Source organism: Pseudobdellovibrionaceae bacterium, assembly GCA_023898385.1.
Lineage (GTDB): Bacteria > Bdellovibrionota > Bdellovibrionia > Bdellovibrionales > UBA1609.
In genome coordinates this window covers 3,075,588-3,097,825 of record CP060220.1, presented here as the reverse complement: position 1 = coordinate 3,097,825, position 22,238 = coordinate 3,075,588, and the positions used below count along the sequence as shown (strand labels likewise).

General features: G+C 45.3%; 22 protein-coding genes. 8 read left to right on the top strand and 14 right to left on the bottom strand.

Going from position 1 to position 22,238, the window contains the following annotated elements; translation table 11 throughout:
• Positions 1–20 precede the first annotated feature (20 nt).
• The 8 genes from fliR to H6626_14230 form a co-directional block, all read right to left on the bottom strand.
• On the bottom strand, positions 21–800 hold the full coding sequence (fliR, locus tag H6626_14265; GenBank protein ID USN47333.1) for a flagellar biosynthetic protein FliR: 780 nt from the start codon (positions 798–800) through the stop codon (positions 21–23).
• Complete coding sequence (fliQ, locus tag H6626_14260) at positions 800–1,072, bottom strand: flagellar biosynthesis protein FliQ (protein ID USN47332.1); 273 nt, start codon at positions 1,070–1,072, stop codon at positions 800–802. The genes fliR and fliQ overlap by 1 nt, the downstream gene beginning before the upstream one ends.
• A gap of 4 nt (positions 1,073–1,076) precedes the next feature.
• Positions 1,077–1,841, bottom strand: a complete 765-nt coding sequence (fliP, locus tag H6626_14255; GenBank protein USN47331.1) for a flagellar type III secretion system pore protein FliP — start codon at positions 1,839–1,841, stop codon at positions 1,077–1,079.
• Complete coding sequence (locus H6626_14250) at positions 1,841–3,016, bottom strand: flagellar biosynthetic protein FliO (GenBank protein USN47330.1); 1,176 nt, start codon at positions 3,014–3,016, stop codon at positions 1,841–1,843. The genes fliP and H6626_14250 overlap by 1 nt, the downstream gene beginning before the upstream one ends.
• Before the next feature lie 43 nt (positions 3,017–3,059).
• The gene (gene fliN / locus H6626_14245; protein USN49048.1) at positions 3,060–3,434 is read right to left on the bottom strand and encodes a flagellar motor switch protein FliN; all 375 of its coding nucleotides are present in this window, start codon (positions 3,432–3,434) and stop codon (positions 3,060–3,062) included.
• A 55-nt stretch (positions 3,435–3,489) separates the two neighbouring features.
• The gene (gene fliM / locus H6626_14240) at positions 3,490–4,488 is read right to left on the bottom strand and encodes a flagellar motor switch protein FliM (protein ID USN47329.1); all 999 of its coding nucleotides are present in this window, start codon (positions 4,486–4,488) and stop codon (positions 3,490–3,492) included.
• 19 nt (positions 4,489–4,507) lie between these two features.
• The gene (locus H6626_14235; protein ID USN49047.1) at positions 4,508–4,942 is read right to left on the bottom strand and encodes a flagellar basal body-associated FliL family protein; all 435 of its coding nucleotides are present in this window, start codon (positions 4,940–4,942) and stop codon (positions 4,508–4,510) included.
• Positions 4,943–5,287: 345 nt separating this feature from the next.
• Entirely contained in the window at positions 5,288–6,106 is an 819-nt protein-coding gene (locus H6626_14230; GenBank protein ID USN47328.1) for an inositol monophosphatase, read from the bottom strand.
• A gap of 113 nt (positions 6,107–6,219) precedes the next feature.
• Between H6626_14230 and H6626_14225 the strand changes: the two genes are divergently transcribed.
• Complete coding sequence (locus H6626_14225; protein USN47327.1) at positions 6,220–7,098, top strand: SPOR domain-containing protein; 879 nt, start codon at positions 6,220–6,222, stop codon at positions 7,096–7,098.
• A 44-nt stretch (positions 7,099–7,142) separates the two neighbouring features.
• Here H6626_14225 and H6626_14220 read toward each other — a convergent pair whose 3' ends face one another.
• Both H6626_14220 and H6626_14215 read right to left on the bottom strand, forming a co-directional pair.
• On the bottom strand, positions 7,143–7,688 hold the full coding sequence (locus H6626_14220; protein USN47326.1) for a hypothetical protein: 546 nt from the start codon (positions 7,686–7,688) through the stop codon (positions 7,143–7,145).
• Entirely contained in the window at positions 7,681–8,955 is a 1,275-nt protein-coding gene (locus H6626_14215) for a hypothetical protein (GenBank protein USN47325.1), read from the bottom strand. The genes H6626_14220 and H6626_14215 overlap by 8 nt, the downstream gene beginning before the upstream one ends.
• Before the next feature lie 109 nt (positions 8,956–9,064).
• On the opposite strand from H6626_14215, the gene H6626_14210 reads away from it, so the two are divergent.
• The gene (locus H6626_14210; GenBank protein USN47324.1) at positions 9,065–10,534 is read left to right on the top strand and encodes an alkaline phosphatase family protein; all 1,470 of its coding nucleotides are present in this window, start codon (positions 9,065–9,067) and stop codon (positions 10,532–10,534) included.
• A gap of 32 nt (positions 10,535–10,566) precedes the next feature.
• On the top strand, positions 10,567–11,139 hold the full coding sequence (locus H6626_14205; protein USN47323.1) for an NAD(P)H-dependent oxidoreductase: 573 nt from the start codon (positions 10,567–10,569) through the stop codon (positions 11,137–11,139).
• A 52-nt stretch (positions 11,140–11,191) separates the two neighbouring features.
• Here the strand turns inward: H6626_14205 and rpsN are convergent, their stop codons facing one another.
• A complete protein-coding gene (rpsN, locus tag H6626_14200) occupies positions 11,192–11,497 on the bottom strand; it encodes a 30S ribosomal protein S14 (protein USN47322.1) in 306 nt (101 codons plus the stop codon).
• Between the two features lie 178 nt (positions 11,498–11,675).
• Between rpsN and H6626_14195 the strand changes: the two genes are divergently transcribed.
• Positions 11,676–13,940 carry a UvrD-helicase domain-containing protein gene (locus tag H6626_14195; protein ID USN47321.1) on the top strand — a complete coding sequence of 755 codons (2,265 nt, stop codon included), beginning with the start codon at positions 11,676–11,678 and terminating at the stop codon, positions 13,938–13,940.
• Positions 13,941–13,953: 13 nt separating this feature from the next.
• On the opposite strand, the gene H6626_14190 is transcribed toward H6626_14195, so the two are convergent.
• Positions 13,954–14,769, bottom strand: coding sequence for a hypothetical protein (locus tag H6626_14190; protein ID USN47320.1), 816 nt, complete (start codon positions 14,767–14,769; stop codon positions 13,954–13,956).
• 268 nt (positions 14,770–15,037) lie between these two features.
• Here H6626_14190 and H6626_14185 point away from each other — a divergent pair, with 268 nt between their 5' ends.
• From H6626_14185 to H6626_14175, 3 genes are all read left to right on the top strand, one after another.
• Positions 15,038–16,933: a hypothetical protein gene (locus H6626_14185; GenBank protein USN47319.1), complete on the top strand. Its 1,896-nt coding sequence runs from the start codon at positions 15,038–15,040 to the stop codon at positions 16,931–16,933.
• Between the two features lie 455 nt (positions 16,934–17,388).
• Entirely contained in the window at positions 17,389–17,685 is a 297-nt protein-coding gene (locus H6626_14180) for a hypothetical protein (GenBank protein USN47318.1), read from the top strand.
• Positions 17,682–18,050, top strand: a complete 369-nt coding sequence (locus tag H6626_14175; GenBank protein ID USN47317.1) for a hypothetical protein — start codon at positions 17,682–17,684, stop codon at positions 18,048–18,050. Before H6626_14180 ends, H6626_14175 begins: the two co-directional genes overlap by 4 nt.
• A 247-nt stretch (positions 18,051–18,297) precedes the next feature.
• Here H6626_14175 and H6626_14170 read toward each other — a convergent pair whose 3' ends face one another.
• Positions 18,298–19,482 (bottom strand): KamA family radical SAM protein, encoded by a 1,185-nt coding sequence (locus H6626_14170; protein USN47316.1) that lies wholly within the window; start codon positions 19,480–19,482, stop codon positions 18,298–18,300.
• Between the two features lie 333 nt (positions 19,483–19,815).
• Here H6626_14170 and H6626_14165 point away from each other — a divergent pair, with 333 nt between their 5' ends.
• Positions 19,816–21,399: a hypothetical protein gene (locus H6626_14165; protein ID USN47315.1), complete on the top strand. Its 1,584-nt coding sequence runs from the start codon at positions 19,816–19,818 to the stop codon at positions 21,397–21,399.
• Between the two features lie 15 nt (positions 21,400–21,414).
• On the opposite strand, the gene H6626_14160 is transcribed toward H6626_14165, so the two are convergent.
• On the bottom strand, positions 21,415–22,170 hold the full coding sequence (locus tag H6626_14160) for a hypothetical protein (protein USN47314.1): 756 nt from the start codon (positions 22,168–22,170) through the stop codon (positions 21,415–21,417).
• Positions 22,171–22,238 lie beyond the last annotated feature (68 nt).

The window sequence follows — 22,238 nt, the reverse complement described above, 5'->3', positions numbered from 1 at the left end:
TATGCCTTCCTAAAACACCCTTACATCGCTTTTAATACTGAAAATACTCGATCCACTGAATACTCTAGAATATCGCCCATCTGCCACACCATCAGCGGCATTGCCAAAATTAAAATCAAAAAACCAACAAGTATATTCACAGGCAGACTCGTAATTAATACGTTGATCTGAGGCACAGCCCGCCCAATGACCGCCATGGTCAGGTTCATAAACAAAACGGCAATCATCACAGGCGCGGCCACTTTCACCCCAATTAACATGACCTCTCCAAGTAACTGTCCAAATGTACCAAAAACGGCCACGTCCACGCCCGACACCGACAAGGGCAAAAGTTGGTAGCTGTCCACAAGTCCGCTCAAAAAAATAAGATGCCCGTCAATTGTGAGAAAAAATATAGTGGCCAGTATCACTTGAACTTTCTCAAGCGCACTTGTCGACTCACCCGTAGCCGGACTAAAAAGCTGAGCACTTGATATGCCCATTGAAACACTGGCCAGCTGACCACCGATGCTTGCCACGAAGAAAAAGATCCTCGCTAAAAAACCAAAAGCCAGACCGATAAAAACTTCTCGTATAGTCATCCACACAATCAATCCAGACTGCAGATCTTGTGTGACATGCCCCCATCCAACGACCGGAAACACGACGAACGCTACAACCAAAGCGAAAAGTACTTTTGTTAAGTTCGGCATTTGGCCCATACCAAATACGGGCCACGCCACCACAAATGCAGATATTCTCATCAACACAAGAAAAAATGCGAGAATCTCTGTCTGTGAAAATTGATAAACTGAAGCCACTATTCCCTCACAAAAATCGCAATATTCTCAATTAACTCAATGGTAAACCGGCTCATCACATCCATCATCCAAGGTGCTGCAATAACAAACACTAACGCCACCACCGCCATCTTTGGGATAAAGGTCAAAGTCGCTTCGTTAATTTGAGTGATGGCCTGCAAAACGCTGACAATTAAACCTATGACCAGAGCTGCAGCGAGCATCGGTGTCGCCAACATGGCTGTGGTCTTTAGAGTATCAATGCCCAGTTTTAAAATCAGTTCTTCATTCATAACTTCACCCAAAACTCTTCACGAGAGATCCAACAATCAACGCCCAGCCATCAACAAAAACAAACAGCATAATCTTAAACGGCAACGAAATGATCACTGGGGGAAGCATCATCATACCCATTGCCATGAGTACGCTTGCTGTAACCATATCAATTACCAAAAACGGAAGATAAATTATAAATCCAATCTGAAAGGCCGTCTTCAGCTCGGACACTACGAAGGCTGGAATCAAAACCTGCGTACCCACGTCGGCTCGCGTTTTCGGCTGTTCGGATTTTGACATTTTCAAAAACATAGCTAGATCTGTATCTCTGGTTTGGGCAAACATAAATGTTCGAAGCGGTGCCAATCCTTTTTCAAGGGCCTCTTCCTGGCCAATAGTTCCCTCTAAATACGGTTGCACAGCTGCATTATTTATTTCAGAAAGAAAAGGAGACATTACAAACAGAGTGATAAACAGTGCCAATCCTACCAGCAATTGATTCGGTGGCATTTGTTGCGTACCCAACGCTTGGCGGACAAATGATAAAACAATCACAATGCGCGTAAAACTTGTCATCATTATCAAAATAGCTGGTGCTAGCGTCAACACGGTCAGCATAATAATGACTTTTATGGCATTGACGGTGTCTTGAGGGTTTTCTGTAGTTTTAAAACCCAGGTTGACATTAGGTAAAGTCAAACCCTGTGCGTGAGCGGCACCGGCAACCAAGATGGAGCCAGCCACAACAAATAAAATTTTCAACCACACAGGGAACTTTGCTATCATTAAATCGACCTCATGTCCTTTATTTTTCCAGTCACCATATCCTTCACTGACTTAAACGAAAAATCTTCCTCGGCCTCGTCATTTTTTAGTGCTGGAACCTGCGCCATCGAGTTGCCTGAAAACTGCCGAAGTGTGTCTCCAAACTGAGAAGCAGAATCTGCAGGATATTCATCATCAATTAGTGAAAGTGTCTTTATATGGTTAATGTTATGTTCCGTCACACCGATGAGTATGAATTCGCCGGCCACTCGAATGATGGCCAGAGATTTTTTCGGCCCCAGATAGTGCTGAGTCATCACACTTATCTTATTATTATTGAGGGTTTTCTGATTCTTCTTCATCCACCAACGTCCGAAGAACGCAAGCCCGGCACCAATAACCAAAACAACGGCCAGACTACCGATCACCCGAAAATACATCTGACTGGATGACACTTTTGCCTTTTGTGGCTCACTTTTAAATACAGGGATCTCTGACTCTTTCTTAAATAGGGGCAACTCTTGTTCTTGAGTCTGAACGTTGGCGGCACTCTTCGGCGCCTCTTTGCTTTCATTTTTTTTAATTTGTGGTGAATCTACTTTCAGTTCTACTTTTTCAATGATTGATGCAGTTTTGCGGCCCTCGCTCAGTTCGGCCTTTAAAATCGCCTCAGCGGGCACTACACCCTCAGGGCGGTTGACCTTCATCGCCTGTTCTATTTCTTCGTTGAGATCCAGCGGCGGAGTGGACTCAATGTCAATTTTCGGTGGCAAGGTCGTCGCAACCGCCATCGCAGGATTGTCGACCCGAATTACCAGATTATTTCCTTCACTGGAGAGGTGAACGTGACCTTTAAGCTCCACTGCATTGATGGGTTTATGGTGAATAATACGAACTCTTAGATTTTCGGCAGTGACTTGGTATAAATAAATACTGCGCACCCGCTCATCTTCTATTCTAAAGAGCTTTTTGCCTTTTTGTATCTTAACATTGGGAACATCTATCTGTACGGTCTGATTGATGTATTCAACGTTGGCATTTTTTATTGATACGGGCTGATTGAAGGTCATGTTCGTCGCAAAGCTCTGTCCCTCTCTACGACTTTCTACCGACTCGATCGTAGGAATTTCTGCATTTGCTGCAAATACATGTAAACCTAAAACTGCTCCAATAATCCACTTTGTTACCTTAACCACAGCTCCTCCCTGAGCTATATAGGTTTTTGACCCCGCCAAACTCTTATTTCAGTTGTTCAGCGCGTTCCGAAGGCGAAATAATATCTGTCAATCGAACCCCGAACTTTTCGTTCACCACAACAGCTTCCCCGCGAGCCACAAGCTTGTCGTTGACCAACACTTCCATTGGCTCACCGGCAAGTTTATTGAGTTCAACCACGCTACCTTGGCCTAAATTGAGCAGTTCACTCACAACCATTCGCGTCCGACCCAACTCCACTGTTACTTTAAGCGGAATATCAAGAATCAAATCGAGGTTGCGATCTTGCTTCTCTCCTAGTTTCCTGGACCTACCGTCGCCGCTCCCTTTACCGCCGCCACCGCCGCTTTTACCGCCATCAATGGCGGTTAATCCCTCGGCTCCGGCTGCCTCTGACATGATTGCCTCTAGGCTTTCTTCAGCACTTGCAGCATTTTCGTCTGCCATATTCCCCTCACTTTTCTATCGGTCGAGTTACTTGCACAGCCACCGTTCCATGGTGAATGCCGTAAAAACATTTAAATTTTTTGGTTCCTTCGATCTGCATGTCAAATTCGCCAGTGGCGTCCTGGTCCAACGGCAGAACGTCCCCTGTTTTTAATTTCATCAACTGTTCAAGACTGATTTCTGTATTACCCAGGTTCACCTTAAGGTTAATCTCTGTACCCATCAGCTGATCAGTAATGGTACTTGTCCAAAGTTTTTTATCTGTTTGGTCTGACTCCACTTGGAACCCTGATGCCAACTTTTGCTTTATGGGCTCAATAGTCGCGTAGGGAATCACCAATGTGATGGTGCCGTTCGCGTTTTCTAATTCCACGTCAAACGTTGACGCGATAACAATATCTGTTGGAGGCACAATTCCCACAAACTGAGGGTTAATTTCTGTTCGAACAAAGCTACAGTCAATGGTCTCTACTGAAGCCCACGCTTCTTCTAAATCGGCAATGGCAATATTTACGACTTTTCTGATAATCTGTAGTTCAATAGGGGTAAAATCTTTTCCTTCGATTTTTGTATAGGGCCGATCAGCACCGCCAAAGAAGTTGTCCACCAGGGCATAGGCTAGCTTACTTTCTATAACTAGAAGCGCCGATCCTCTTAAGGCGTTAAATCGGAGCACACTCATACAAGTAGGCATTGGAAGGGTATTGATGAATTCGCCAAATTTTAAAAAGTCTGTACTGGCATGGTTTAAGCTCGCTATTTTTCGTAGCGACGAAGACAGTGAAACTCGGAAAGACCGCATAAATCGCTCATAAATAACGTCAAGCTGTGGAAGCCGACCGCGAATAATTCTATCTTGGCTAGTCAAATCATAGACAACAACCACGCGGTCATCAACACTACCACCGCCACCACCGCCTTCACCATCGCCAGAATCACCTAACTCACCGTCAGATACTGCGGCGAGGAGGGCATCAACTTCGCTTTGAGATAAAACCTGACTCATAAGAACTCTTCCTTAATTCCTAGTTATAAATAAACTCAGTAAAATAAACTCGCTCAATCCGACCCTTAGTAAGAAACAAATTCACCTTGTCGCGAATTTCATTTCTCAAATCGTCTTTACCCTCTTTCGTGGATACTTGGGCGTAAGTCTTACTCGAAATAATAATAATAATAATGTCTCGGATTTTTGGTTTAAGCTCTGCGATTTCTTTTTGTACATCGAGTGTATTCACTTCGAATTCCATATTGATTTTCGCAATCTTTCGTCCACGCGACTGAGCCAAGTTCACAATAAATGTTTCAAGGGGGACAAGCTGACCAATAAACTCTTCTGAGTGGGCTTCTTCCATTTGAGCCTTGTGCTCACCTTGAATAACATCATCTATGTTTGCCTTTTCGGCTTCCTTCTTTTTCGCCATCATGACCATGACGCCAACGCCAACAACCACCAACATATTAAAAATGGCTAGGCCAATAAATAAGACGGGCTTCTGGCCCTGCCCGCCACCTGAGGGTGATTGTACTGCCGCATTATCCTCTGCCACTGTAGCCTCCTTGGCACACGACTTTGGTAAAAACCTAGTTCTTCACTAAAACATTAGAGCAACAGAGATGCCAACTCGACTTGAGTGCGTGATTTTTTTCAGAGTCAAAAAATTGAACTCTCAGGCTAGGTAAACGTAGAGTCTAGAAGGGTAAGAACTCAGGATTTTGACTGAATAGGGTCAAAGGTAGAGCAAAAATTTGACAGGACTTAAAGGAGCCTTGCTACCCGTTTCGAGAAAACAAATTGGAATAATTTAACTGCTCACACTGCCAATATGATTGACCATTGTCTGATGGATATTAGGACCTGACGCCAAAATATTTGGCATATAAGGAGTGTGCCTTTGTCCTGAAAAATCAGTCACTGTGCCGCCGGCTTCTCTCACTATCAATGCACCTGCCGCTACATCCCAAGGCGAAAGATCGCGCTCCCAAAATACGTCAAAAATTCCTTCAGCCACCATGCAAAGATCAAAGGCGGCGGCCCCAGCTCGCCGCACACCACGCGACTCTCGAATAAGATGGGTAAAAATCTGTAGCTGCTGTTCAAGCGCATTGGGTTTGTGCACAGAAAACCCTGTGGCAAGCAATGCTTCTTTCAGCACAGCGGTGTGGCTCACATGTATGGGCTTACCGTTTTTAAATGCCCCTTGGCCTTTGATGGCCCAATAGGTGTCATTCAGAATGGGTACATCAATGAGACCAACGACAATTTCGTTTTTCCACTCTAACCCAATGCTTATACAAAAAATCGGAAATCGATGAACAAAATTGGTGGTTCCATCAAGTGGATCGATGATCCATCTCCCCGCGTGATGACTTTGCTGGCCTTCGGTCGAGTTAAGATAACTGGATTCTTCAGCCAAAAATCCTAAATTGGGAAACTCACCCTTCAAAAAAGAAATTATCGCCTTTTCACTATTGACGTCGGCTTCGGTCACCAACCCCGCTTGGTGTTTTTCGTCAACATTGGACAGGTTACCAAAATACTTCTTAAGAATCTCACGGCCTCGATTTGCCGCCTCTTTTGCCGCTTGCAAAGCCAATTGAAAATCTATAGATTCCGACGCCATATAGCCTTTAAAAACCTCGGCCACGGGCTTTTGTCAAGGCTTGGTCCGATTGACCACAACAACGGCTGCGAATAACATATATGGAAATACCTGTTTTTTTGGGGAGGATTGCTATGGGAAAGCAACGGGGCGGTTCAAAAACCGATATGATCGTGAAACTGGCGCTAGTCGTTTTCATATCTTTATTGTCATTTTCAGTGGGCACTTATGTTGGAAAGCAAGTGAGTGATGCCGAAAACAAACGCGTAACTCTTGAAGACGGCCACGGTACAGACCGGCACGTAGCGTCGTCTAGCGATCACCATGAAGAGGGAGGCGCCCTTTCTGAAGAAGAGATTGCAAGCCTTCAAGAAGAATTCTTAAGTGATGAAAAATCTGACTCAGCGGCTCATGAAGGCTCCCACGCCACAGCATCAACACATGAAGAACATAAGACGACAGAAGATGGTTACAGCCACTATGGTAAAAAAGGCGACACCCCTGCATCTGAGAGCCATCACGAAACCGCAGCCAATGACCACGTCGAACCGGCTCGTGACATGCATAGCACCACTTCTAGTGATCATGCTCAACGCGAAGTGGCTTCGGAAAAAACAGAACAACATGCAATGGCCAACAGTCATGACTCCCATGTAAAACATGAAGTGGCCAAACCGGCTGAAAGAGTGGCCCTTGGAAAAGCTCCCGTTGAAGATCCCAAGAAAAGACACATCACAAGCACTCTACCCACAGACCCCATCACTGCCGCAGCCGGCAAGTACACTGTACAAGTGGCCTCTTACGGCACTGAAGACGAAGCCAAATCCCACGCTGCCTCGCTAATGAAAAAGGGGTACAGTGCTTTTTATATACCGGCTACGGTTCGTGGACAAAACTGGTATCGAGTGAGTGTCGGCTTGTATTCTGACCAGAAAAAGGCCATGGCCTTTCAAAATGAATTAAAGACCCAAGCCGGCGTGACCTCGTCTATCGTTCAACGCATTGAAAAGTAAAACTGGCATTGGTTAAATCCCAGGAGGTTTATTTATCCTGGGATTTAAAACCCAATACCGCACCAAGCTCCCCACTCTAGATTCACCGCTAATTTTTGATATGGATCCACGACAAATCGAAGTTCAGTTCCCAAGATGACATCTCTAAAACTTTCTCCCGTAAATCCCACGCCAAAACCAGGCGACAACCCCAATTCAGAGGCCTGCTTTGCTGGAGCTTGCGCCAATTGAATGTTCACTGTTTTATGTTGTGCCCCAAGGCCCATAGAGTAAAACCGCCGCCATTTATCATAGGGATAGGGTATCCAACGTGCCCAACCAGCAACATCAGATAGCGAAGTCTGCACAGATAAGGACCCAGATCTTTCCTTTTGAACTTGCTGGCCCACTTCAACCACGAACTGCCATTCGCCTTTTTCGTAAGTCAAAAAATAGTTGGTTTGATCACCAATGTCTGTGGTGGATGAACTCAAAGAAGACCGTATCAACGCCTGGTAAGACAGGCCAAAGCTTCTATGGGATTTAGCGTGCAAAGACCCACTCATCATCCCCAACCCTAAAACCAAAAGCCAGTGCCACCATCTAACCATCAGATCCACTCCAGGGGCCAAGAGATTTACACAACTGGGCCCAACGGTTTTTCTCACTACGAGGAACTTGCTTCCAATTAAAATAGTACTCAATAACAGGACAGCCGCTTTCATTTGCAAGCTTTGATTCATCACTTAACAAAACGTCCCAAACCATACCAAACGGCAAGTGCTCGCCTCGGGCCATGGCCTCAAGAACTTGTTTTCCCAATCGAGGTAAATTCAATTTGATGGATCGTGCGATAGCCTCATCTGATAGCCCCGTAGATTTTTGGAAATCGAGCAAAAATCGCGTGTTAAAGGTTCCATAAGTGTAGGATTGGCAAACCTTTATGCAGTCGGGATCATCAACGCCATAAAACTTTTCAGAAAGGCTCTCAATACTAGGTATTGGCGGATAAAAACCTTCTACCGAACGAAAAGGGGCTACTTCTTTAAAACTCGCTGCCATAAATTGAGGGTCTTTAGCATAGAAATAACCAAAATAGTCGGCCAGCCCCTCATCCCATGCCCGAAGCACCAACAAGTTATACAAAAGCCATTCATCGGGGTCATCATCATTGGTGTGATCGGACTTCCACTGCGAGGCCAGCCACAACTCATTCAGGGGCCCGCCATTCAACGCCGGCCAATACAAGTTGATTTTCGGGCGAAAAGGATAGGTCCGCCTGACGGGACCACTCACGGCCTTATCAAAATAGGCATGAAAATTTTCATGAGCCAGCACCCCACCATTAAGCGCCACTGGAATCCCATCACCAGAATGGGGCGCCACCCGAGTCACATCGTAAATACCAATGTATTCAGCGTTGCGAGTGACCATCCCAAGATTTTCATCAAGGTACTCGGAGTCCACACTCACTTGACGTGGCCAACCCACTCCCGCACTCACTCCCAGCTCTTGATCTTTTTTGAACATATGTTCGTAGTGGGCATAGGCCGTCACCGCCAATATGCTGGCCCGGTCTGCGGGGTAAAAAACACCGGATTGCTCTAACAATCGCGGTCGGGCGGGCTCCCCGTCAAAATTCCTGCCGTTCAATTCTGAACCAAAATAAATTTTGGCCGCCTGCCCACTTAGTTGATAGGGGTCATCTAGGGTGGTTAAGGTGATTTCTTGAAGAGAATAATGCCCCGGCTCATTGGCCCACGGCAATAGGTAGGTGCTTGGGCCCGAACGTGAATTCGCCCAACATCCCGCTAAAAAGGGAATCAAAAGCCACAATAGCCAACCCCGCAGCTGGCCCATAGGGTCTCGAAGAAGCAAACCAAGCCTCCTTGAAAATCAGAAGTTTTTGACATGTAGCACAATGACTCGCCATTGCCAACAGAATCGATCATCTTCGGCCAATATCAACATTGAAGGGAATTTGACCATGAAATCTGTTCGGCAGCCTCTGGCCCCTACTTTTGCAAAGCTTTGGGTTTTCTTTTTGTTTTTAACCGCTTGCGCTCATTCGCCCTCAGCCATTCAAAACCAATTCAAAAAGGCGGTGGAGCTGCGGGCTCAGGGCCACGAGGCTGAAGCCGCGGCTATTTTCAACCAGCTTTGCCAAGACCAGGCCGGTGCCGCCTGTCTACAGATGGGGCAAGACCACTCCGCGGGCACCACCTTCCCCTTGGCCATCTTGCAGGGGGCCACGTCAGAGACCACCACCCAGGTTGCCATCCTTCGCAAAAAAAACCAGCCACTGGAATATGTGCTTTATTGGATGGCCGAGGGGCAGCCTCAACCCATCATGGCTGAATCTCAAAAAAAGTGGGAGCGCGAAGATTCGGACTGGGTCGTTGACCATGTTTACTATCAAGAACTGAAACCCAGCACACCTTACTGGCTGGACGTTGTCGGAGACAGGGGCCAGGTCATTGATCGCAGGCAGCTAAAAACCTTGGATCTCTCTTCCCCCGCAGTGACGTTGGCTGTGGCCTCGTGCATGGATGATCACTTTGAAAAAGAACAAGCTGAGATTTGGCCAGAGGTTTTAAAAAACAAGCCGCAAATCATCTTTATGATCGGCGACAACAGTTATGCCGATATGGGCATAGGGCTTCGGCCCCATGCTCGCCCCAAAGATCTTTGGCGTCGAAACGCTGAGACCCGAAACAGGCTCGCTGTTTTTCGCACATCCTCACTAACCCCTATTTTCGCTGTGTGGGATGATCACGACTATGGCGCCAACAATGGTGATCGAACCTATAAGTATAAAAATGAGTCGGCTGAAATATTTAGAGCCTTCTTCCCCCAACGGGCCCTGTCGGATTCGTTGATCAAAGGACCTGGTGTGTCCCAATACTTTAAAGGCTTTCAACAGGGATTCCTTTTCGCTGACAACAGAACTTTTCGCTCTCCCAACAATCAAAATGATGATGATGAGACCCACTGGGGCATAGACCAAGAAAACTGGATTCTTGAAAATCTAAACGCCGGCTCTATGCCCACATGGATTATTAACGGTGATCAAATTTGGGGGGGATATCACAAGTTCGAGTCCTATGAATACAACCATCCCATGAACTTTAAAAACACAATGGATCGACTGGGGAAAACACAAAGTCCGGTGATTTTTCTATCTGGCGATCGACACCTGACAGAAGTTATGGCCATTAAACCCCCAGAGTTCGCCTATCCCACATTTGAAATCACCACCAGTGGGATTCATGCGAAGACCTATCCCTCTGGATGGGACAAAACCCCCAATCTTCGACAGATTACCGGTCGTGCTGAAAGCCTTAATTATATGATTATACAAAGCCTGGTGAAGCCCACTTTGCTTCAAATAGATGTGACAGCATTTGGACCGGGCCAAAACAGACTTTACAGCCGCCGACTCGTGGTGAAAAAATAGCAACTTTGTTTTCGATGAAAAAGGGGTAAACCGTGATTCAAGTTATTAGTGGTTCAGACAGAAAAGACTCGCGCTCTCGACAAGTGGCAGAGATCGTAAGAGGGCACCTTGTGAAAGCCGGTGCTGAAACGGAGATCATTGACCTTCATACCGTGCCTCTAGAGTCTGCCGTAAAAGGAGCCTACAACGACGAACCCCTTCCGAAGAGTCTCGCCGAAGTCGTAGAAAAAGTGAACTCTTCTGACGGGCTTGTGATGATCACGCCGGAATATAATGGCTCCATGCCGGGGGTGCTCAAGTATTTTATTGATCAATGGAGTTATCCAAAAAGTTTTGAACACCGACCTGTGGCATTTGTTGGACTCGGCGGACGCTTTGGCGGCCTAAGACCTGTAGAACACCTGCAGGGAGTGTTCGGTTATAGAAATGCCTTTTGTTTTCCCACTCGGGTTTTTTTGATGAATATTTGGAACATCCTCAAAGACGGAGCCATCACTGATGAAAACTCAGCTCAACTGCTTGAGCAACAAGCCCACGGCTTTGTGAAATTTATTAAGGCATTAAAAAGTGAATGCCTCGACGCCAATAGCGTCCAGAAAAAATAAAAAAAAACCGGCGTGGGGCCGGTTTTTTTTCTTTGCTGAACTCAATCAACAATTACCAAGAAGATTTTGTGACGCCCGGAAGCTTTCCATCAAGAGCCATATCACGAAGGGCAATTCTTGAAAGACCAAACTTTTTCAAAACACCCTTTGGACGACCTGTAATTCGGCAACGACTGACCACGCGAAATGGCGATGTATCGCGAGGAAGCTTTTGCAATTTCATTTGAGCATCCATACGATCTTCGTCCGAAAGCTTTTCGTTAACGATCTTGTCTTTTAGTTCACGGCGATACTGCCAATACTTATCGGCCTTTTCTTTACGCCGATTGTTTTTGTTTACTGCACTCAATTTGGCCATTCTTTATTTCCTCTAATCTTGCCTACGCAGATGTTTTATGCTGCGCATTAAAATGTCGGGGCACTGGGGGGACACTAACTTGAAAATCCCGGGAATGCAACCCCACAAGGTCCCATCATTGAGATAATGGTCGGATTAAGGTAAGCCTATCTCTCTTGCGACAAAGGGGCATCCGAATATGAACACAGAAACTCACCCGTTCCAAAGACAGCTCAACGGCCCCCAGTGGGATGCAGTGAACAGTTTACAGGGACCACTTCTCATATTAGCCGGGGCCGGTTCCGGGAAAACCCGCGTGCTGACTTATCGGATGGCCAATCTGATTTTGCAGGGAGAGGCCACACCGGGGCAAATCCTTGCCGTCACATTCACTAATAAGGCCGCGCGCGAAATGGAAGCGCGAGTGAGATCGCTGTTGATGGATTTGCAGGTCCCCATTCACGAAGACCTTTGGGTGACCACCTTTCATTCGGGTTGTGCCCGAATCCTGCGCGAGCACATTCACCTCCTGGAGTATAAACCGTTTTTCGTCATCTATGATGATTCTGACCAGTTGGCGCTCATTAAAAAAGTGATGAACACCCTAAATATCAACGACAAGATTCACCCAGCCAAAGGTTTTCGATCCCGCATCAATGAAGCCAAATCACTGGCTCTCTTTCCTGAAGATATTGAAAAGCGCAGCCATCACATTATGGATGAAAAATCTTTGGCCGTGTACAAACTGTATGAACAAGAAATGAAAAAGGCCAACGCCTTGGATTTTGGCGACCTTTTGTTAAAAACATATGAGCTGTTTCGCCTCTACCCTGCCGTCCTTGAAGAATACCAGCAAAAATTCCGTTTTATCATGGTCGATGAGTACCAAGATACAAATCACTTACAGTATCTCATTGTCAAAATGTTGGCCTCAGGGCACCACAACATTTGCGTGGTCGGTGACGAAGACCAGTCCATCTATAGCTGGCGAGGCGCCGATATCACCAATATCTTGGATTTTGAAAAAGATTTTTCAGAAGCCCGAGTTATAAAGCTTGAAGAAAATTATCGATCGACGCAAGTGATTGTTGAAGCCGCATCTCATGTGATTAAGAACAACTCGCAAAGAAAAGATAAAACCCTTTTTACAAATAATCCCGAAGGAAGTCGTATTCATATTCGCGAAGAAACTGACGAATATGAAGAAGCCCGTTTTGTGGTCAAAAAAATTCAAGACTTAATGAACACCGGAAGTTACTCTTACGAGGACTTTGCCATTTTTTATCGAACCAACGCCCAATCGCGAGTACTTGAAGAACAGTTGCGCGCTTCCTCATTGCCCTACAAAATTGTTGGGGGCCTCAAGTTCTATGATCGAATGGAAATTAAAAATGTAATAGCTTACATGCGACTGGCACTCAACCCGGCTGACGATATGGCACTCAAACGAATTATCAATGTACCCGCCAGAGGCATTGGCAAAACCACAGTAGAGCGCCTAGAAAACTTAGCCACATCCGAAAACAAAAGCAGTTATGAAACGCTGCCGCTAATTATTGAAAGTCAATTGGTACACGCGGGCGCAAGAAACAAGCTTGGGCAATTTTTTAGCCTTATGGAGCGACTTCGTAACAACGTAAACCACATGTCCTTGAATGAAATGTATTTGAGCATTCTAGATGAAACCGGCTACGTGGAAAAACTAAAGCTTGAAGACACTCCCGAGGCTAGTGCGCGCATTGACAACTTAGAAGAATTTAACAATGCCATTTTACAATTCGAAAAAGAGCGAGGTGAAGACGCCACCCTACAAAATTTCTTAGAAGAAATGGCTTTAGTTTCTGACGTGGACCAAATGGATGAAAGCGAAACCTCAGTGACCCTGATGACTCTTCACATTTCTAAGGGCCTCGAGTTTCCGGTGGTCTTTATTGTGGGCATGGAAGAAGGCCTATTTCCCAGTGCTCGCTCTTTTCAAGATGACGATGATGATGTGGAAGAGGAGCGACGCTTGGCCTACGTAGGCATGACCCGGGCCCGACAACATTTGTATTTGACTCACGCTCGCAACCGCCGGGTGTGGGGCCAAGAACAACAACATCCACCCAGTCGGTTTTTTCATGAAATACCCGAAAAATATGTGGAACGCACTTCTGCCATGTCTCGCCCCCGTTTTCTACAGAAGTACGGCGTCAACTCGCCAGGGTACGAACGTAAAACCAGCTCGTCCGGCTTTGATGACTTTGCTGATTCCATGCCGAGATATGAGGATTTTTCAGATGATCCCAACTCACACAAGCCCTCAGATTTCGAAAAAGGCATGCGAGTGCGGCACCCCACCTTCGGTGTTGGCTCCATTTATGCCGTAGAAGGAAGCGGCGACATGCAAAAAGTCAGTGTGATGTTTCAAGACCGAACTGCGAAAAAATTTGTGGCAAAATATGCCCGGCTCGAGCGGGTCTAGAGTTTCGGTACACTTACCTGCACACAGGCTCTAGAATCGTCTGGATGGCGTAGGGCATTAAAAATACAAATGGCGGTTTGTGGGTCACGTACGCATTATTCATTATATCAGTCAGATCTTCGACTCGCTGGCGACCGTCGCATAGATGTTTATCTTGAACAGATATATCTTCATAAATGGGATAAGTGTCATGTAGCCCTGTATGGTGCAAAAGCTCGTGAATGTGTAAGGCACACATTTTTGAAAATGGGAGAGATGTTTTAAACCCCTTTCCCCCTTGAGAGTAGAGCGGCCAGCTATATTTTTCTGCCGCACCCGAATCAATCAGATTCACTTTAACATCATAGTTTTTGTCCCCAAAAAATCTACCCCACATTCCCATGCCTACTTCATAGTTGATTCTAAACTGAAAGCCAGATCGTTCAAAAAACAGACCCACGCATTCCAGGGACTGAGCTAATCTCAGCTTTGCTTTTTCGAAATTCTCCAACTCACCCGTATAGTGAAAATAAATTGAAAATTCTATTCCCAGCCGGCCGTTTTCTTTGAACAAGGTGTATTTGCCTTTTGTTTCTAAATTGTAATCATCTCGACAAGGTGCCTCTACAACTCGATCCACCTTTTGGCTCCAACCGTTGGGGTACAACTCACCACAACGGGCAATAGTCGGATCAACCGAGTAGGTCACACTAGGATGAATAACAAGGGAACTGTCTATGGCACCTATAATTTCGTCGCGGGCGCCGCCCATTGCAACCAATGGGCTCAATAAAATTAGAACCGATAAAATCCTCGTAAGTGCTATCAATGTTTTACTAAAACTGCCCAAAATTGACCCTCATATGCTATCTGCTGACTACTATTGCGTTCTAGTAACCGGCGGCTTATTTAAAACGATTTTCATGCATTATCCCTGCCAGTAAAAAATTTGGAATCTGCAATCCAGATTTTTATTGAAAAGTGCCAATTTTTGCGAGCTGTTAAATCCATCATCATCTTTTGACCTTGGCCTGAATTTTTCATCAGCAACATCAACGCGTTGCCTGACATTCTTTCGCATTGAGCTGGCACAAGATTTGCGAGTGGCGTAACCTCATATGAAAGCGATTATTTATTTTAGTGTGTTGTTTTTGATTTTCCTAAAGGTTGCGGCCTTTGGCTCTGATTCTCGCTGTGGAGATATGCTTGACCCCTCAACCAACGCTATTTCACGGTCCGACCAACACCTCACTCAGAATCAAAAAAATCGACTCAAAGCATTTTTTGATTCACTCAATCAAAATCAACAACAACAGATAGTTAGCTATTTAAAACACTCCAATACGGCGGAGCTACTCCAAGAGATTCGAACGGGCCAGGTTAATGAGGGGCTCAAAAAAACATTTTTGGAGTTTCCAGAGTTAGAGTTTGTGGTTTACGACCTTTTGGAACTCAATGAACGCTTCCCAGGCCTTTTCTATTTGGCTAATGCCACCTATGTTATAAATAAGATTCTAACAAATCCCCGATTCAACCCTAAAAACAGTCTCGATGGACATATCGAGTATGTAAACTCGAGCACCTCGGCCACAACCCTCCACTATACACTTTATCGAACCATTAGAAACCTTATCGATGCAGCTCAAAAAGAATACGAAGGAAATCCATTTAGTGAAGGGTTTTTCAGTCGCAAATGGCAAAGCATCACGCGTTTTTTTCACCCCCATTTTTACAAAGTCCAGGAAATAATACGAGTCGTGCAAACATTTGAACGCCAAATCGATCGGGTCGTGGCAGTGGATCGAATAGTGGTACAAGAAGGATTGGGCAAGGCGAAAGAACTCGCATTAACTGACGATGAGCAAAATGACCTCATCGACTTGTTGACCGACTCACGCCCAGACATTCAAAACTTAGTAGATCAAATGCGAAATGTTTTTGGACCAACTTTTCACTCAGACAATGCACCCAACATCCAAGAAATAGATGTTCGGGCCACTTATAGACGCGCTAAGAGTATTAACCTCGAAACCGCCGGAGCAGATTTTGACATCATGAATCTTCGGGCCTTAGACCAATTGGATAAAATCTTAGACAAGGCTCGACTACGCCAAGGGCAAAAGGAGCGTGATGAGGATGGCTATCCAACTTCCGAACTGCAGATTCGATTTGGAGCCACCAAGAGACGTGTGGCACGAACAAAGGCAACCTATCTTGATATCACAAACACTCAGTCAAATGTGAGCTATACAGTGGAAGAAAGATATACGGTCAGAGTTTCCGACGGATATGAAGAATACAAAGATAGCCAAGGCAAGACCCAAAGAAGAGAAAAATTTCGCTACGAAACAAGATATAGAGATCGGACTGTTTACCCCACTTTTGAAGATCATATCTCTGGCTCCTATGACACCGGGGATCGATTTGTTTATGGCCTAAACGAAGTAAAAGAAGAAGCCGAAAAAATGAGAAACAACGAACAACCCTTTCGAAAAACCTTGAACACAGCTGAAGATCTTATCAAAAAGTTTGCTGATATGTACGGCCAGCAAAGTTCCGTTGGCAATATAGCCACAACAGTAAATGAAATTAATCACAGCATTGACGAATTGCAATTAGGTTTGGTTGATCTTGAACGTTATTTAGATACCACCAACATACTTGAGCAATATTCATCAGACAGCCCGGAAAACTTCAAAAAAAGAAATCAGGCCCTGATATTGCGTTATCAAAATGCCCTCCAGTTACTCAAGGTGGCCTACGAACTGCATCGACGTGGCGAACCAGAGCTGTATCTGACATTTAACACCTGGGATTTTACGGACTGGATGCAGATTTTAAAGCGATACTCCAGAAACACACACATCGCCCAAGGCGTAGTTGCCACGGCCACCGCCGGAGGTGCTGGGCTATACTTGTTTGATGCAAATGTTCAAAACTATATCAACAGTCATACTCAGACGTTGTTTCAACAAGTGATTCAAATTTTCGAGGATCTAACTTCCCACCGTTAGGTCGTCACAATTTCAACAACTGGCCACATCGCCATGTCCCATTGTGGGAGAGGGCTATGGGGCGCAATGTATGCCAGTGCGAGTTATTCGATCAACCAATGGCAAGATTTTTGCGGGAAATACCGTAGTATACTCAGCTGGTACACTAATTGGGTTCAATTGGTATTGGAAAATGCTATTGGACTCTATTTAGCTATTGTTCGTATTAATGCAAAAACACAAGTCACCAAGAAAATGAATAAGGACCGTTATCTCAACCGGAAATTACTGGTTTTTTGGCCAAATTAGCCACCGCAGGAATCGATCGTATTCAAATTACGAAAGGGAAAGGGAAACTGAAACTGATAACTAAATTAAAGCCATTTAAAAACAACCAAACTGACGATGCAGTCATTTAATGGTTATTTTTTACCATTAAATTGACATTCGTTCTGTTTGATGGTCATACTTATAATATGAAAGCCAAGCAACTCTACTACGAAAAGCAGTACATTGGAAAGGCCTTCATTTTAGAGGTGTCCATCTGGAAAGTTCCTACAAAAGATCTGTTTCGCTTCCCAGAGGGTTACAAATATAGCCTGATTCTTGTTGAAGCAAGAACTGGCAAGAAGGTTTTGATGGATAATCACCACCCAAAAGGACATCATGTCCACCTGGATGGTTTAGAGTTTGGCTATGTTTTTATTAGTCTTGAAATTCTAGTTAAAGATTTTAAGTCTTTTTGTTTAAAGCATTTAGGAGTTTCGATATGAAGAAAAAATTAATTGTTTCGCTTAGGTCGACGGATGATTCGCTTAAGAACTTTATTGCTGCGGCTAAGGATATTAAGGCTGGGAAGAAGAAGCATCCGGAATACCACCTGTCCTTTACAGATCCAAAGGATTTCAATCGCTTTGTTAAAAACATGACCGTTCTTCTTTGGATCCGACAACTTAAACCTAAATCGGTTTACGACTTGGCTCAACTTTTAGATAAAGACCCGTCAAATATTGCTAAACTCATTGGCTTTTTTGAACAATACGGAATTGTAAAAATCAAAGAACAAAAAAAGGGTGAAGTTACAGTAAAAGTTCCCATCGTTGAGTATGAGAAAATTGAATTTGATCTGGCCTCGTGAACTGATTGAAGCTGCAATACTCCCTACACGGAAACCCAATGAGCAAAGACCGTTGTCCCACCAGGAAATTACTGGTTTTGTAGATAAATTCGTCATCGCCTCAGAAGTCATTTAGTTGATTGCTGCCGGCAATTCTCAGATGCTAAAAACAGAGTTTCAGCGAAATCCCAGTGGTCGCCAAAACGTTGGCGAAACTACGGCGCAACAAGGATCGGCGCATCATGGCCTTTTCGAAGCGGTGTGACCGTCACTTAGTTAACTCCCACTCTGGAGAGTATTCGTCGACATCCGATGGCTGGATGCTGGTGTTTTTTGGGGGGTTGATGTATTTGCCCTCTCTGCCATCCCAGCCGCGGTAGTGGCGTTCGTTCGGTGAACTTGTGAGTTCAAAGTGGGGCACAAGTCCCACCTTTCCGCCTCCTCCTGGGATGTCTAGTGAGAGGTTAGGCATGGCAAGGCCGGATAAGTGACCCCACAGCTCTTTTTGTATGGCTAGTGATTCGTCCACAGAAGTTCGCAAGTGGTCTGTGCCCTCTGAAGGATCACACTGAAACATATAATAAGGTTTTACTCGCAAATACAAAAGCCTTCGCGATAGCGCCTGAACAAGGGCTGGGTGATTATTGATGCCATTGAGCAAAACCATTTGATTAAACACCGGCACACCGTGGTCTACCAACTGCGATAGCGCTTCCGCAGCTTGAGCTGTGAGTTCGCGAGGGTGGTTAAAATGAGTCATCATGAATACAGGTTTATATTTTCTCAACATTTCTACTAATTCTTTTGTCACTCGCTGTGGAGCCACCACCGGAATGCGAGTGCCTATTCGAATAATTTCAATGTGTTCAATTTTTCGAAGATCGCTCAGTATCTTTTCTAGCGGGGCATCTGCGAGCGTGAGAGGATCGCCGCCTGAAAGTATGACCTCGCGAAGTCCTTTTTTTGAAGCTATGTACGAAAGGGCGTTTTCGTATTCCTCACCTCGCACCATGACTTGATCATGGGCCGTAAAGTGCTTTCTTAAACAGTACCTACAATAGACGCTGCAAAAATCTGTGACCAAGAACAACACCCGATCGGAGTAGCGATGAATGATTCGAGGCACAGGACTGTGTTGGTTCTCACCAAGCGGATCACTCATTTGCTGAGAGCCCGGGGCGAGTTCTCTTCCTGAGGGCAGAAGCATTTTTCGAATAGGATCTTGGCTTGAATATTTTGACTGCCGGGCTAGCTCAGCATAATACGGCGTCACTCGCACCCGAAACAATTGATCAAGCCCGGAAAATCCAGCTAATTCTTCATCTGAAAGATTAAAAAAACCTTCAAAATCTGATTTGGATTGCAGTGCTGATTTAAATTGCCACCGCCAATCGCTCCAGGATTGATTGGAAACACCCGGTGGCGGTTCAAGCATGGGAAAATGAAACTTCATAGGCCGGTCATAAAACACCCTAGGGCATTCGTCACCGGCATTTCACAAAGAAAGTGACAAGAAATGTCGGTATCACCCCATTTTCAGTGTCTACCTTTTGTACGCTGATAACCTCCTAATTTATCTGAGCTTTCCCCTGGGGTGAAAAGACTGTTGTCAACCTAGTCCACGATTTGAAAATAGAGAAGATTCTTCGTGAGACCAAGAATACTTAATTATTTCAAGTGCTTATATAATGCCAAAAACTGGAGTGCATATTGGATAATAATCTATTGAGAAGAACTAACCGTGGCCCCACATATATAAGGTGGAGCTGAAAACGGAGGATGAAAAATGAAAGCTACAAGCTTTAATAACAGGCGGAACCTCTTTTTAATGTTAATGGCGGCAATGGCCATGAACTTATCTTGGCAAATTAGCGAGTCCAACTCGTTGACCTTTGCTTCAGAGGCTACGGAAAAACCAAAATTAACTCGCCCACAGCGCATTGAACCCAGTCAGCGGCGCGAGACCATCGAATTTCAAAAGATGACCAGCTCTGACAACCCCGAGTGTAACAGAGACACCGACTCTAGCTGTCAAGTGCGAATCACCAAAGATAGTAAGACCAGAACTTACACCTACGAAATCACAAAGGGCAGCACCTGGGTTGTTAAAGAACGTGCTCGAACAAAAACCCCTGACGAACTCACTGATTCAGATTATGAAGAAGTAGAGACCATGGACATCACTGTGGCTGGAACTTGTGATTCTTGTGACTCTTATAGGGAGTCATACAAGCGCGGTGCAGGAACCCAGTTTCGCTACTACCATGAACTTGGCAAAGAATTAGCTCAAAAATTAGACCAACAATTTCAACAAGAACAGCAAGAAAAAGAAGAACAGAAAAAGAAAGACGAAGAAGAAGAAAAGAAGAGACTGGCTCGTCAAAAGAAGGTTGATTGGTGTCAAGAAGACGAAGATGGCAAATCTTTAAAGAAAATCGATCGTATCGAGTGCCAAGCCGAAAAACTTTCTGTCATGGACATTGAAGACCCTCGCTATAAAACATTCTTGAACGACGTGAATAACGAGCTGCCAAATCTATTTTTCTCGCCCGATGAGAAGATTAGAGAACGCGCTGTAGAGATGGGCCTTAACATTCGAGTCACTGATGGCGTTAGCCAAGAGCTGAAAAATCAGTATGCTTATTTGGATAAAGTCAGTCAGTATCTTTTGGCCAACGTACCTAAATACGCTAACTTGCCTTCAGGCTCCAATGAAGTTTGGACCATGTACTACGAAATGGACAACCTCAAGCGACAAGTTGAGACCTATCATGGCCGATCAGGAATCGGACAAATGATCGTCAATAAGATTGAGGAAGCCCAAAAGAAACCTCAGACATTCTTGGGTCGCGTGGCCCCAGATAGCGGATACCAAAACCCTGATGAAACCGTCACTGACCCTAGAAATGGACGCGACCGGTTTCAAAATGAATATGTGCCTGCCCCGGGCGACAGCAATTACAACCCGGACAACCGATCCACATACTCCCCCGCCAACCGTGGGCAAAATCTGATCCAAAGTGGCCAACAACGACCTGTGCCGGGTCGAGGCTTGGGTGGCTCAAGAACCTTCTATAGCCCGGGCGGTATTCCATCATCGACGATGCAACAAATCCCATTTGGTAATGGCTATGGCGTAAACACGACGGCTCCTGGCATGCAACAGCCTGCGAGCATGAATAACTACAGTGGCGCCGGCCCCAACTACTACAACACCTATAACGGAAGCACCTATGATTTTCGAACCCCTGGGATTAACCCCTATGCCAATTCACAACCTGCGAATTACTACAACCCGCGACCTTATTCTAATGGATACACTCAACCGACAGCTGTTCCCGTTCGTACCTCGCGCTCTCTTCGTGGTTAGTTGAAACGAAGCGACTTATTTGCTCTCAGAGCCCGTCTGGTCCGCCTCAGACGGGCTCTTTTTTTGGCCCTGTACTGTTTTTTCAATACGATCTGCCAAGTCACCAGGCAACTCAATGGTCGACTTAAAAGCATCTTTGGCCACGCCGGTGGTGTCCCTACTGAATTCATTGATTTGGGCAGCGAAGTAGTCGATCCACTTATCAATTTTTACATTGGCTGATAAGAACACCTGGCTCCAAAGTTGGTCGCCATGCCCAATGCGCACTTCTGTCTTCAAATCCACGCGCTGATGCACAGAAGTGGTCACGCCAAAGCCGAAGCCATAAACAACGTTAAATCGATTGGATCGATCCATCTCGCTGTCGCGAATGTGAATACCACCGACGAATGCCCTCGCCAAAGGCGAGTAGGAAGAAGGAAAATTCACAAACTGAAACCGAAGGGAGGCCAACATCAACCTTGAATTCAGACCGTTTCTCCCCCCCGCACCGGCAATGATATCAACGTAATTCTGACAGTCTCGCATTCTGGCAAAAGGACAGGTCCCGGTGTGAAATCCTACGAGGGCCCCCAACCAATACAGGTTTTTTCGCTCCCACATAGAGCCAATTTCAAGAGCATAGTCCTCTTTTGTAGGAACATATGTATAAAACTTGTTCCAAGTGTCAGGATGGTGTACTTGAGCTCCAGACAACGGGTCCACAGCAGCCCGTGAGGTCCCAAAAGGAAAACCAATCACCAACAGTAAAATAATCTTGAATGTTCTCATATTTTGAAGACTAGCAAAGGTTCACAAAAAAACCCAGGGGTTTCCCCCTGGGCCCTGCAACCGCCATC

Coding starts and splice junctions, on each gene's coding strand:
- fliP (USN47331.1), bottom strand. CDS start 1,841: ATGATAGCAAAGTTCCCTGTGTGGTTGAAAATTTTATTTGTTGTGGCT.
- fliM (USN47329.1), bottom strand. CDS start 4,488: ATGAGTCAGGTTTTATCTCAAAGCGAAGTTGATGCCCTCCTCGCCGCA.
- H6626_14160 (USN47314.1), bottom strand. CDS start 22,170: ATGAGAACATTCAAGATTATTTTACTGTTGGTGATTGGTTTTCCTTTT.
- H6626_14170 (USN47316.1), bottom strand. CDS start 19,482: ATGAAGTTTCATTTTCCCATGCTTGAACCGCCACCGGGTGTTTCCAAT.
- H6626_14235 (USN49047.1), bottom strand. CDS start 4,942: ATGTTGGTGGTTGTTGGCGTTGGCGTCATGGTCATGATGGCGAAAAAG.
- H6626_14210 (USN47324.1), top strand. CDS start 9,065: ATGAAATCTGTTCGGCAGCCTCTGGCCCCTACTTTTGCAAAGCTTTGG.
- H6626_14225 (USN47327.1), top strand. CDS start 6,220: ATGGGAAAGCAACGGGGCGGTTCAAAAACCGATATGATCGTGAAACTG.
- fliN (USN49048.1), bottom strand. CDS start 3,434: ATGTCAGAGGCAGCCGGAGCCGAGGGATTAACCGCCATTGATGGCGGT.
- H6626_14185 (USN47319.1), top strand. CDS start 15,038: ATGAAAGCGATTATTTATTTTAGTGTGTTGTTTTTGATTTTCCTAAAG.
- H6626_14220 (USN47326.1), bottom strand. CDS start 7,688: ATGGTTAGATGGTGGCACTGGCTTTTGGTTTTAGGGTTGGGGATGATG.
- H6626_14195 (USN47321.1), top strand. CDS start 11,676: ATGAACACAGAAACTCACCCGTTCCAAAGACAGCTCAACGGCCCCCAG.
- rpsN (USN47322.1), bottom strand. CDS start 11,497: ATGGCCAAATTGAGTGCAGTAAACAAAAACAATCGGCGTAAAGAAAAG.
- fliQ (USN47332.1), bottom strand. CDS start 1,072: ATGAATGAAGAACTGATTTTAAAACTGGGCATTGATACTCTAAAGACC.
- H6626_14175 (USN47317.1), top strand. CDS start 17,682: ATGAAGAAAAAATTAATTGTTTCGCTTAGGTCGACGGATGATTCGCTT.
- H6626_14230 (USN47328.1), bottom strand. CDS start 6,106: ATGGCGTCGGAATCTATAGATTTTCAATTGGCTTTGCAAGCGGCAAAA.
- H6626_14165 (USN47315.1), top strand. CDS start 19,816: ATGAAAGCTACAAGCTTTAATAACAGGCGGAACCTCTTTTTAATGTTA.
- H6626_14180 (USN47318.1), top strand. CDS start 17,389: ATGAAAGCCAAGCAACTCTACTACGAAAAGCAGTACATTGGAAAGGCC.